Source organism: Streptomyces melanogenes, assembly GCF_014649795.1.
Lineage (GTDB): Bacteria > Actinomycetota > Actinomycetes > Streptomycetales > Streptomycetaceae > Streptomyces > Streptomyces noboritoensis.
In genome coordinates, this window is record NZ_BMTS01000001.1 from 19,075 (window position 1) to 30,880 (window position 11,806).

The following is an 11,806-nucleotide window of genomic DNA, read 5'->3' on the forward strand; positions in this document are numbered from 1 at the left end:
GCTCAGACCGACGTTCCGAAGGCCCGGGCCTCCATCAGGTCGTGGCTCAGATAGCCGTCGTGCGGACTGGTCCGGCCCGCCTGGTACGTGGGGATGGGGCCCAGCAGGACCTTGCGGATCGACCGCTCCCGCAGCGCCTCGCGCGCCAGCGGCTCGTCGCCGCCGAGGATGGTGAGCGCGAGCGTGTCCCGCAGCGGGCCGAAGCCCTGCTCGCGCCGCCACGGCAGGATCCACACGCACGGGAACGAGAGCTCGATCCGCGCGCCGGGGTGGTCCGGGCGGTCACACAGCAGTACGGCGGGGCGCAGCGCGCCCGACCCGTCCCCGAGGTCCGCCACCGGCCCCTCGGGATAGAGCTTCGCGGCCACGTCGACGGCCCCTTCGAGCCGTCCCTCCAGGTGCTCCCGCAGCGCCCGCGCCTCCGCGAGCGGCAGCACCGGCACCTGCGCGTCGGGCGACTGGGGCGGCGCCGGGGTCAGCCGCGCCAGGCGCTCGGCCACGGCCGCCGCCAGGGCCGCCGGGTCGGCGTCGGTGAACACGGCGGTCGCGTTGGTGCAGCGCATCCCCGCGTCGTAGCCGACCGACCGGCAGATCACGTCGACGGTCTGCTCGGTGATCTCCCCGGTGTGCAGCAGCTTGGAGCGGCCCGGGCCGCGCAGGATGACCCGGCGGTCCTCGCCGTAGCGCCGGGCCGCCGCGTCCCCGCCGAAGACCAGGCTCAGATCGGCGGCCTCGACAAGGGCGTCCCCGGTGGCGTGGCTGCCGGGCAGCAGCGAGAGGTAGTGCGGGGCGACGCCCGCGTCGAGCAGCGCGGCGATCATCCGGGCCGGGGTGAACGGGTCCCGTGTCCCCGGCCGCACCACCAGCCGGTACCCGCAGGCCAGCGCGGTGAGCCACTGGGTGTGCGTGCCGGGGTTGTTGCTGGGCGCGATCACCGCGAGCACGTCGCCGCGCCGCGTCCACACCGTGGAGATCTCCCCGGGCACCGGCGCGGCCGAGGCCCCGGTCGGGCGCTCGGCCAGGAACCGCGCCCCCACGCCCGCGAACGTCTCCGCGACGTCCCGCAGCGAGTGCCGGGCCACCGCGACGGGTACCCCGGCGACCCGGGACTGGAGCTCGCAGTAGGCCTGCGGGGACAGCCCGTTGAGCGTGGCCGTCTCGAACAGCTCGCCCGCCGCCGCGATGCGCTCCGGCTCCGGCGTCCGCTCGGCCCCGGCCCGCGCGTCCGCGACGGTCAGCCGCGCCAGGAGCGGCGGGGCGAGGTGGACGAGCGCCAGCAACGTGCCGTCCACGCCCGCGAGTTCGGCGCGCTCGACCGAGTGCCTGGGCAGGCCCGCCCGGATCAGCGGGATCTCGTGGAGGTCCTTGGCCTCGGCCATCAGTAGACCCCCTCGACCACGGAAGTGGACGCCGACTCGTAGGGGCGGACCCCGGAGAGCTCGATGCCGGGGAAGGCGTCGGCCGAGGCGCGGCGGGTGGCCACGTCCCGCTCCAGGGTCGGCGGGGTGAAGTAGTCCCGGGTGAGCACGGTGATGACGACCCGGCCCTCCTCGTCGTCGGAGGTGATCCGGTCGGTCTGTGCGGGGTCGACCAGTTCGACCACGGTGTACGGGTAGAACGGGCGGAACACGCACGGAGCCTTGTCGCCGGGCACGGGGGTGCGCTGGGGCGCCACGCCCATCATCGTGTTGCCGTACGCACCGGCCAGCTTGGCCTGCGGGAACAGCTCCTCGTCGATCAGGCGCAGGGTCTCGCCGTCCATGCTGGTGCCGCCCCAGATGATGCCGCGCACGCTCTCGCGCAGCAGGGTGAACACGTCCTCGCGGGCGCCGATGGACTCCAGGATGCGCGGGGTGGTGGAGATGCCCCGGATGTCCTGGGTGCGCAGGACGTCCTTGACCTGGTCGAGGATGTGGTCCACGTACCGCCGGAACTCGCTCTGGCGCCCCTCGCCGACGCAGCGCCGCACCCAGCGCGGGTCGAGGTCGACGAAGTAGCAGAGCATGCCGCGCAGTTCGGAGAGGGCGGTGATGTTCTTGGCCATGACGTGCGGGCCCGTCGGGCCGATGTGGAGCCAGTTGCCCTCGCCGGAGGGGAAGCCCTGCTCGTCGAGGAGCAGGCTCTGCCACTGGACGTTGCGGCGCCGGGAGGTCGCGTCCACTATCCGCTTGGGCGCGCCGGTGGCCCCGCCCGACTCGTAGATCCCGTACCGCACCCCGGGCGCGCTGCCGCGCGGCACGAGCTGGTGGGCGGGTATCTGCGACCAGTCGACCGGCACGTCGGCGAACAGGCGCAGGTCCGCGAGGCACTGGACGTCGGTGCGCGGGTCGAAGGAGAAGCCCTTGGCGCGTTCGACCCAGTACGGGCTGCCGGTCAGCGGCGAGAAGTGCCACTCCATGGTCGCGCGGACGAGGTCGTCGATGTCGGGCAACTGGTCAAGTGGGGGCTCGAACACGGAACTGAAGTCGTCGGCCATCTCGGTTCGGTCCTGTCCGTTCTGGGTGGCGTTTCGGTGACCGGGCGTCGCAACGCGCGGCGGGCGTAGAACAGTTGACTGATTGTCAGAGGTGCTGATTGTTGGCAGTATGTTGAGCGCGGGAAGGGGCGTCAAGACTCCCCGCGCGCCAGTGGGGAGCTGGTCGTGCGGGTGAGACGCCCTGTTCGGCCGGGGGGCCGGGCCCGGCCCCCCGGCCTCACTCCGCGGAGGGTGACGCCGGACGGGCCCTGGGGTCGGGGAGCGCCGCGGCCGGCCGGATGCCGTGCCCGGCGAAGGCGGCCAGGAACGTCCTGGTGAGCCTCGGACGGCAGATGAGGGCGAGGGGCGCGGAGCGGCCGGGGGCCACTTGGTGTGGACCGGGCCGCTCCTCCTGTGCGGCGGCCAGTCTGGTCACCTGCAACCCCGCCGCGTCCGCGACCCGGAACAGCGCCTCGTCGCCCCAGTCCCAGGCGCCCGTGGTGTGGATGTAGGCGTCGGCGTCGCCCTGGACCACCGCCAGGGTCTTGGCGCCGGGCGAGCCCATCGGGACCAGCTCGGCCCCGGTCTGGCGCACCACCGTACGGGCGAAGGGGGCCGGGTCGCGCGTGTCGACCACCACCCGGGGACGCGGCCGGGGCACCGGCGACGGATGCCGCCACCCCGCGTCCCGGTCCGCCGTGCACACCACTTCGCACAGCGCGGGGACCGCGACGGCCGCGGCGACCACCCCCCGCTCGCGCTCCCACAGCGCGAGCCGCACCGACCAGTGCGGATTGCCGTCGGCGTGGTACTCCTCGGCCGAGTCCAGCGGTTCGACCAGCCACACCCGCCGTCTGCGCAGGGCGTCCGGCGGCCGCGAGGCCGGGCCGGTGAGCACGCCGTCGCGCGGATAGCGGGCGCGGATCCGGTTGCGCAGGAGCAGCCCGGACCAGGTGTGGCCCAGCTGCGCCAGCTTGGCGCCGCCGGGTCCCAGGCCCTCCTCGTGCTGCATGCGCAGATCGAGGAGCAGCCGTCCGGCCGCCACCGTGGCGCGGGCCGCGAAGCCGGCGGCGAGGAAGTCGTCGGCCACGACGGTCCGTTCGGCGGTGCGCGGGGTCGCGGGCATCGGCTCAGCCTCCCGAGTCCGGCAGGAAGTGGTGGAGGTGCGTCTTGAGGAAGTCCGCCACCGGGCGCGGCCCGCGCCCGGTGACCCGGCGCACGTCCTCGGTCACCGGCTCGCCCGCGCCCTCGCGGAACTGCCCGAAGAGCGCGTCGAGTTCGGCCTCCCACGGCCGGTGCTCGCGGGCCAGCCACGCCGCGAGCTCCGGCCCGGCCAGCTCGCTCGCCGAGACCGGTACGGACATCAGCCCGGCCAGCAGCTCCGCCAGCTCGGCGAAGGTGGGCGCGGCCGGGCCGGTGAGGGCGTAGGTGCGGCCCTCGTGGCCCGGCTCGGTGAGCACCCGCGCGGCCACCTCGGCCACGTCGTGCTCGTCGACCACGCTCACGCCCCGCCCGCCCGCCGGGTCGACCAGCACCCCGCGCCGCCGCACCTCGGGCGCGTAGTGCCGGATCAGCTCCTGCATCGGGTAGTTGGGGGACAGGATGGTGTACGGCAGGTCCCGCTTGGCCAGATACCGCTCGGTGATCCAGTGGTGCCGGGCCCCGGGCGCCGGGCTGTCCTCCCGTACCGCCGCCTGCCACGGCGACATCTTCACCAGCAGGGCGCCGACGTCGGCGGCGACGTCCACGGCGGCGCTCTGGCACTCGACGTCGCAGGAGGCCGAGAGGAACAGGCTGGCGCAGCCCTCGGCGGCCGCCCTGACCGAGGCCGGGTCCGACAGGTCCCCGGCCACCACCCGCACCCCCGCCCCGGCCGGGACCCGCTCGGGGTCCCGGGCCAGGACGGCCACTTCCACGTCACGTTCCCGCAGCGCGCGGACCACCAGCTGCCCGAGCCCGCCGGCCGCGCCGATCACGAACACTGTCACGGCCGCAGGGCCCCTTCCGTACGTACGCGCTCGGTCGGCATCGGATCAGTGCTTGTGCTCGTGGTGGTGCTTGTGGCTCTGCGGGTGGTGCCCGTGGTCGCCGTGCCCCTCGGGCAGCACACCGCCGTGCGCGGCCAGGTGGCAGGCCGGGCAGACCATCCGGCCGCGGTGGTCGTGCAGCGTCTCCACGCTGGTGGGCTCGCCGCAGTCCACGCAGAGGTCCGTGCGGGCCAGGTGCTTGACGCCCGGCGCCGGGGCCTCGACCTTCTCGGCCACCAGGATCTCCTCGTCCGCCACGCTCAGCAGCGCCGAGATCCGCTCGCCCTGGAGGCGCTCGAAGGCCGCCTGGTCCTCCAGGGTCGCGGTGCCGTCGTCGATCCGGCCGGCCAGCGCCCAGATCTCCTCGGTGCGGAAGACGATGCTGTCCGCCTTCGCCCTTATCCGCACCCCGGCGGAGCCGTCGCGCTCCCAGAGGGTGAACACATTGCGGCCCGCGTCCTGGTGGATCAGGTTGCGCTTGCCGTACGTACAGCCCGTGAGCACCTGGAGCGCGTCGACCGCGCAGGCGTCGGTCTCGGAGACCAGGACCAGCGGCGTGGCCGGGTCCTTGAGGTCCAGGGCGGTGAGGGCGGCCTCCGCGACCCGTACGCCGAAGGCGGCGCCGGGGCATTCGTGGCCGTGGAAGCGGATGACGTCGTTGTAAGCCTGGGTGCGATCCATGACGACCTCTTGATGGGTGAGAGACGGAAGGGTGCGGAACGGGTGCGTGGCGGAGGACGGTTCAGGCCCCGGCGGTATGCGTTCCGGGCAGCGGCGGGACGATGCGGATGGTCGCCTCGCGGTCGTTGTCGCCCTCGAAGAACGCCCGCAGGACCGGGCGGTGCAGATCGACGACGGACAGGATGAAGGTCCACTGGCCCGACTCGGCGGCCAGCACCCGGTCCAGACGGGTGCAGGTGTCGCGGACCGGATCGTGCGGCCAGGGCACCCGGTGGGTGTGGTAGTTGCCGAACAGCACCCAGCCGGCGTCGTCGCAGGCGTCGTCGATGTCCATCAGCTCGCGCGGATCGGCGATCCAGCCGCGCTGGTCCATCGGCGTCTCGGACGGGATGGCGTGCTCCTCGACGACCTCGTCCATCCGGGCGCGGTGGCCGCTGTCGTGGCGCATGTTGACGATGAGCGGGAAGACGGAGCCGACCTGGATGCCGCCCGGCACCGGTCGGCCCGCCAGCATCCCGAACGCCTTGCGCTCCTCGGTCTCGCCCGCCAGGTAGTGGCCGGTGAACTTCCGTACGGCGTGGGCCACCAGGCTGGAGTAGAGCGGGCGCGGGAAGATGATCTGGCGGGCCCGGGATATCTCCCCGGTGTCCGGCTCGGCGGTCGCGGTCGCGGCGCTCATCGCGCGTCGCCGCCGTCCGCCTGCGCGTCCGCCTGTGCGGGCCGGGCCAGGGCCGCCCGGGCCCCGGCCACGGCACGGCCGGTCAGGGCGACGGACTGGCCGAGATAGGTCGCCGGGTCGAAGATCTCGTCGAGGGCGGCGGCGTCCAGCGGCGCGCCCGCGAGCCCGTCGCGGCCGGTCACCTCGCGCATCGAGGAGCCGTTCTCCCTCGCCGCCTGGACGAGTTCGTACACGTACTCATGGGCGGTCTGCTTGCCGATGTGCTTGCCGAGCGCCAGCATCAGCTTCTCGGTGGCGATCTGCTCGGCGACCGCCGAGACGTTGGTACGGATCCGCTCCGGCCGCACCGCCAGGCCGCCGACGAGGTGCGTGACGATCTCGCACGCCGAGAGCGCGTAGTGCGAGGCGTCGGGCACACAGGCCCATTCGATGCGCAGGGAGCGGGAGTCGCGCTCGTGGTCGCCGCCCATGCAGGCAAGCGCGTTGGCCATCTGCGCGGCCGCGAGGCGGGCCATCACGACGGCCTGCTCGCACGCCTCCGGGTTGCGCTTGTGCGGCATGGTGCTGCTGCCGACCTGGCCGTGCCGCCAGCCGATCGCCAGCTCGCCGAACTCGGGGCGCGACAGCGTGCGCACCTCGTCCCCGATCCGGCCCATCGTCCCCGCGACCATGGCGAGGCACGACACGAACTCCACGACCCGGTCCCGCGACACGTGCCAGCCGACCGCCGGGGCCGCCAGCCCCAGGCGGGCGGCGAACGCGTCCAGGAGCGGCAGCGCCTGCTCGCCGAAGCCCGCCATGGTGCCGACGCCGCCGAAGAGCTGGGCCGCCAGGACCCTCGGCCGCAGCTGCTCGATGCGCTCCAGATGCCGGACGATCTCGTCCAGCCAGCTGGCGATCTTGACGCCGAAGCCCATCGGCAGGGCGGGCTGGGCGTGGGTGCGGCCCAGGGCCACGGTGGCGCCGTTGGCCTCGGCCAGCTCGGCGAGCTGCCCGGCGAGCGTCCGCAGCAGCCGCTCCAACTCGTCCAGGACGTCCCGCATTTCGAGGACCTGCGCGGTGTCCTGGATGTCCTGGGTGGTGGCGCCGTAGTGCACGTACTCCCCGGCGCCGCCCTCGCAGGAGGCCTGGAAGACCCGCAGGAAGCCGACGAGCGAGTGGCTGGTGCGGCGGATCTCGGCCTGGATGGCGGGCAGGTCCAGGCGGTCCACCCGGGCGGCCTCCGCGATCATGCGGGCGGCCGCCGCCGGGATGATGCCCAGTTCGCCCTGGCTCAGGGCGAGCGCCGCTTCGACGTCGAGCCATCGTTGGTACCGACATCGGTCACAGAAGATGCGGTGGCTGGCTTGGGTGCTGTACCGGTGCCCGTAGAACCGGGAGTCGGTGATGTGACTGCGTAAATGGGCGCACTCGGTGTCGGCCGGGGCCTGGCCGGTGAGCGGGGTTTCCGGCGAGGGTGCGGTGGTCATGACGGTCGCCTCTCGGACTTCAGCGGGGTACGGACGGAACGCCCCCGGCCACCCCGGGGCGCGGGGCGGGACGGGCGGTAGGGACTGGCGCCGTAGGGCTTGTCGCCGGGCGAGACGATCGCCGAGGCCGCGATGTCGGCGGCCACCTGACGGGGACTCACCCGCCGGTCGCGGGCACCGCACAGGATGTCCCCGACGAGCTCGCGCATCATCGCCCCGATGGTGTCGAGCACCTCGGGCGCCGTCGGGGTGGCGCGGGGCCCGAAGAGCGCCTCCATCGAGGCCGAGCCACCGATCCCGCCGATGAAGTCGGGGACGACCACGACTCCCCGGTCGAGCAGCAGCCGCTCGGCGGTGGCGCTCAGGCCGCAGTTGGCGCCCACGGCGACGATCGGCACCGGCAGCACCGCCGCCTGCGAGGGGGTGACCGCGTTCTCGCCGGCCGCCAGGACGAGCACGTCGGCGGGCAGTTCGAGCAGGGCCTCGCGCGGCAGCCGCATCGGCTCGGCCAGCAGGCTCTGGACCGGGCGGCTCTGGTCGAGGGTGAGCATCCGGGCGATGTCGAGGCCGCGCGGGTCGACCGCGCAGCCGTACTCGTCGGCCACGACCGTGATGCGTACGCCGGCTTCGAGCAGGGCGAGGGCCGCGGCCCGGCCCAGGTTGCCGAAGCCCTGGAGGGCGACGCTGACCTGGCTGTCGCGGCGGCCGGTGTGGGCGGTGGCGGCGAGCGCGGAGTGGGCGAGGGCCTGGCCCGCCCGGCGCTGGCCGAGGGTGAGCAGGCCGACCCGCGTGTTGAGCAGGTCCATCCGGGCGCGGAACTCGTGCTCGGTGATCCGCTGGGCGCGCCGCACGGCGGTCTTGGCGGAGCCGATGCCGAGCGCGGCGGCCATCCTGTCCAGCTCCTCGAACCGCGTGCCCATGTCGCAGCCCATGCTGAAGCGGGTGGTCAGTTCGCCGGCGAGGAAGGCGACGAACCGGCGCAGGACCTCCTCGCGGTGCGGCCCGTGCGGGTCGTAGGCGATGCCGCACTTGGCACCGTCGACGTTGACCCCGAGCACGCGCTGCTTGAGCGTCATGCGCCCCGCGAGGGTCTTGAGGGTGTCGGCGGTGAGTCCCGCCTGCATACGGCACCCGCCCGCCGCGAGGCGGCAGTCGGTGGCGTCGTACACCAGGTAGCCGGGACAGTGCACAACCGGATCTGAATACTCGATGACGCTGACCATGGTTCCCCCGTCGGTCATGAAGAGCGCGCGAAGAAGGCGCGCGAATTGAGCAAGATAGATTGTCTGCTACAGTGACAATCAGGTGCTCTGTTGAACCGGGAGCATGGCCGACCGGTGACTGGGGAGTCAAGGGTCCTGATTCGCGGCCCTCATGATGGACCGTCACCACTGGAGGGTGAACCGAAAAAGTGGTGGCGAACCGGGAACCGAACAGTGGGACACAGCCGTTGTTCCAGGGGTTGCAAGGCTGGCACGGCTTCCTTCTGCGCAAGGCCGGCCAGCGCTTCACCGAGCAGGCCGAGCAGGCCCTGGCCCATCTGGACATCACGCTGCGTCAGTTCGGGGTGCTGAACGTGGTGGACGCCGAGCCCGGTATCAACCAGCGCATGGTCGGGCAGACCCTGCGGATCGACCGGACGACCATCGTCGGCCTCGTCGACGACCTGGAGCGCAAGAACCTCCTGGAGCGCCGCCGAGGCGCCGACCGCAGAACCTTCGCGCTCTATCTGACCGACCACGGCACCGTGTGCTTGCGGGACGCCGGGGACCTGATGGTCAAGATCCACGAGTCGTTCCTGCAGCCCCTGACGGTGGCCGAGCGCGATGTGCTGCGTGAGCTACTGCAACGACTCGCGGTCGCGGACGACTCGTCGGCCCTGTAGCGGGAAGCTCCGGCCCCCGCCCCAACTGCCTTATCTGCACACCATTTTGATGATCCGTCAGCCCATTGCTGTCCGTCACTCTTGCGCATCATGTGCAAGTAAGCAAAGCTGGCAGTGGGCCTTTCGGTCTGCCCGCATGCCCTACGGATCCCCGTCCGCCCGGCCGCGTACGGCGTCCTGGGCGGCACCGCCCCCTGTCGGGGGTCAAGGCGGCTGTGTACATCAAAGGGTTCGGGCCCGGGGCGGACGGCCGCGGCAGACGGAAGTACCAGAACATCTCAGATTCCCAGGGGACACTGCGGTACGCCCGCGACCCCGCGCCCGCCTACGCACAGCCCCTCCCGGGTGACCCGGCAGGGGCCTCCCCCTACAGGCGTCGAATCGATTCGCCGCGGGCCCGTGCGGCCGCCTCCGGATGGTGCGCGAACCCCGGCCGCAGCTCCGCCGCGTCGTAGGTGCGGTGGAACACCTCCGTGGTCGAGCCCGACATCGGCGGCACGATCCACGACCAGTCGGCGGGCACCGGGCGGCCCTTGTGCTCCTCGCGCTCCAGGTGCCGTACGAAGCGCCGGGACTCCGTGTGGTGGTCGGCCATGGTCACCCCGGCCCGGTCGAAGGAGTGCAGCACGGCCCGGTTGAGCTCGACCAGGGCGCGGTCCTTCCACAGCGAGCGGTCGTCGGCGGTGTCCAGGCCGAGCCGCCGGGCAACGCGCGGCAAGAGGTCGTACCGGTCGGTGTCGGCGAGGTTGCGGGCGCCGATCTCGGTCCCCATGTACCAGCCGTTGAAGGGTGCGGCCGGATAGTGGATGCCGCCGATCTCCAGACACATCCCGGAGATCGCGGGCACCGCGTGCCAGCGCAGCCCCCACTCCCGGCTCCACGGGTCGTCGGGGTGGTCGAGCGGCACCTCCAGGACGGCGTGCCGGGGCAGTTCGAAGACCCGCGGCTTGTCGTCGACGCCTTCCACCACCAGCGGCAGTACGTCGAACGCGGTGCGCGGGCCGCCCGGCCAGCCGAGCCGCAGCGCCAGGTCGGTGAGCCCGGCGTTGCGCGGGTCGCCGAGGACCCGGCCGTCCCGGGCGCGGTAGCCCGCGTACCGGATCAGCTGCTCGTTCCAGATGCGCGGGGCCGGACGGCCCGGCGCGTCCGGGGCGAATACGGTGATCAGGGGCCGGATGCGGCCGCCGTTGGTGGCCTGGATCAGATGCTCGGCGCACGCCTCGGCGATCGGCTCGGCGTCGGTGAGTCCGCGCAGATCGCGCACCCGCAGCGAGCGCCAGTACAGGCGGCCGATGCAGCGGTTGCTGTTGCGCCAGGCCACCCGGGCGCCGAAGGTCAGCTCCTCGATGGTGTGCCGGTAGGTCCCCGTGGCCCGGATCTCGTCGCGCACCTGCGCCAGGCGCCGCTCCGGCCCGCCGGGCGCGGGTTCCTCCGCGTGGTGCAGCCGGACGAACTCGGCGGCCTCCCGGCACAGCGCCGCCTCGGCCGGAGTCGGGCCGCCGCTCGCGGGGCGCCTCGGCCTGGCGAGGAATTTCCGTATCACGCGTACCTCCGGGCCCGACGACGCTCGATGGGCCCCGATGATGCCCGCGATCCGCCCGCGGCGGACGGCCGTTGCGAAGCAGTGATGGGCAATGGCGTGTTCGGATCGCGCGATGACTGTTTTCGATCGGGTGGGGCGACGGTGGCGGCGGAGGTGGCCGCGTGGGACCGGGAGCACCCCCGTGACCCCCGGTCGCACGCGGCACTGCCCGTCCCCCCGGCCGGGCCCTCACTCCGTACATGGTGGCAAGCGCTCCATGTGCTCGGCGTCAACCCTCCGTTGGGCCCGGGGTAAACCCGCGCGGTATATCGGAACCGGTCGCCGCCCGGCGCGCTCCCGGCGTGTGTCCGAACGCCCGCCGGAAGACGTCGATGAACGCGCTCGTCGACGACCAGCCGCACTGCTGGGCCACCGAGGTCACCGAGGCGTCCCCGGCCAGCAATACCAGGGCGTGGTGCAGCCGCAGTTGGGTGCGCCACTGCGGAAACGTCATCCCCATCTCCGCGCGGAACAGCCGGGCCAGCGTCCGCGCGCTCGCCCCCACCGCCGCACCGAGCGCCGCCAGCGACCGGGGGTCGGCCGGGTCGTCGTCCAGGATCGCGCACAGGGCCGCGAGCCGGGGATCACGGGCGGTGGGCAGGTGCAGCGGCTGCTCGGGCGCGTGCCGCAGCTGGTCCAGGACGACTGCCAGCATCCGGCGTGCCTCGGGCGTCTCCTTCGGACCCGGCGAGCTGTACGCGATGATCAGCTCCCGCAGCAGCGGCCCCACCGCCAGGACCGCGGGCCGGGCGAGCCCCAGCGGATCGCGGTCCACCGGAACGCCCACCGTGTGCAGGGCGGTCCCGCCGTACGCCCGGTGCTCGTGCGGTGTCCCGGCCGGCACCCAGATCGCCCGGGTGGCCGGGGCGACCCAACTGCCCGCGTCCGTCGTGACCGACAGGACGCCCCGGCCCGCGTAGACGACCTGGTGCACCTCGTGGCGGTGCGCCAGCACACCCGTACCCGGCGCGAGGTACCTCGTCGTGGTCGGGATGTGCGGCGGACCGTGGCGGAATATCGGCACAGTC

Annotated in this window: 11 protein-coding genes; 1 reads left to right on the top strand and 10 read right to left on the bottom strand. The window is 73.2% G+C overall.

Features of this window, described 5'->3' with window-relative positions:
* Positions 1 to 2 precede the first annotated feature (2 nt).
* From IE252_RS00095 to IE252_RS00130, 8 genes are all read right to left on the bottom strand, one after another.
* Entirely contained in the window at positions 3 to 1,379 is a 1,377-nt protein-coding gene (locus tag IE252_RS00095; RefSeq protein WP_190087131.1) for an aldehyde dehydrogenase family protein, read from the bottom strand.
* Positions 1,379 to 2,476, bottom strand: coding sequence for a phenazine biosynthesis protein (locus IE252_RS00100; protein ID WP_190087132.1), 1,098 nt, complete (start codon positions 2,474 to 2,476; stop codon positions 1,379 to 1,381). Before IE252_RS00100 ends, IE252_RS00095 begins: the two co-directional genes overlap by 1 nt.
* Before the next feature lie 217 nt (positions 2,477 to 2,693).
* On the bottom strand, positions 2,694 to 3,581 hold the full coding sequence (locus tag IE252_RS00105) for an inositol monophosphatase family protein (protein WP_190087133.1): 888 nt from the start codon (positions 3,579 to 3,581) through the stop codon (positions 2,694 to 2,696).
* Positions 3,582 to 3,585: 4 nt separating this feature from the next.
* Positions 3,586 to 4,443, bottom strand: a complete 858-nt coding sequence (locus tag IE252_RS00110; RefSeq protein WP_190087134.1) for an NAD(P)H-binding protein — start codon at positions 4,441 to 4,443, stop codon at positions 3,586 to 3,588.
* Between the two features lie 45 nt (positions 4,444 to 4,488).
* On the bottom strand, positions 4,489 to 5,163 hold the full coding sequence (locus IE252_RS00115; protein ID WP_190087135.1) for an FmdE family protein: 675 nt from the start codon (positions 5,161 to 5,163) through the stop codon (positions 4,489 to 4,491).
* Between the two features lie 61 nt (positions 5,164 to 5,224).
* Positions 5,225 to 5,842 (bottom strand): MPN domain-containing protein, encoded by a 618-nt coding sequence (locus tag IE252_RS00120; protein ID WP_190087136.1) that lies wholly within the window; start codon positions 5,840 to 5,842, stop codon positions 5,225 to 5,227.
* A complete protein-coding gene (locus IE252_RS00125) occupies positions 5,839 to 7,311 on the bottom strand; it encodes a class-II fumarase/aspartase family protein (protein ID WP_190087137.1) in 1,473 nt (490 codons plus the stop codon). Before IE252_RS00125 ends, IE252_RS00120 begins: the two co-directional genes overlap by 4 nt.
* Positions 7,308 to 8,552 carry a Glu/Leu/Phe/Val dehydrogenase dimerization domain-containing protein gene (locus tag IE252_RS00130; RefSeq protein ID WP_229847761.1) on the bottom strand — a complete coding sequence of 415 codons (1,245 nt, stop codon included), beginning with the start codon at positions 8,550 to 8,552 and terminating at the stop codon, positions 7,308 to 7,310. Before IE252_RS00130 ends, IE252_RS00125 begins: the two co-directional genes overlap by 4 nt.
* A 209-nt stretch (positions 8,553 to 8,761) precedes the next feature.
* On the opposite strand from IE252_RS00130, the gene IE252_RS00135 reads away from it, so the two are divergent.
* Positions 8,762 to 9,196: a MarR family winged helix-turn-helix transcriptional regulator gene (locus tag IE252_RS00135; protein WP_190087138.1), complete on the top strand. Its 435-nt coding sequence runs from the start codon at positions 8,762 to 8,764 to the stop codon at positions 9,194 to 9,196.
* A 367-nt stretch (positions 9,197 to 9,563) separates the two neighbouring features.
* Here IE252_RS00135 and IE252_RS00140 read toward each other — a convergent pair whose 3' ends face one another.
* Positions 9,564 to 10,736 (bottom strand): nitric oxide synthase oxygenase, encoded by a 1,173-nt coding sequence (locus IE252_RS00140; protein WP_190087783.1) that lies wholly within the window; start codon positions 10,734 to 10,736, stop codon positions 9,564 to 9,566.
* 271 nt (positions 10,737 to 11,007) lie between these two features.
* Positions 11,008 to 11,802 (bottom strand): AraC family transcriptional regulator, encoded by a 795-nt coding sequence (locus IE252_RS00145; protein ID WP_190087139.1) that lies wholly within the window; start codon positions 11,800 to 11,802, stop codon positions 11,008 to 11,010.
* Positions 11,803 to 11,806: the final 4 nt, after the last annotated feature.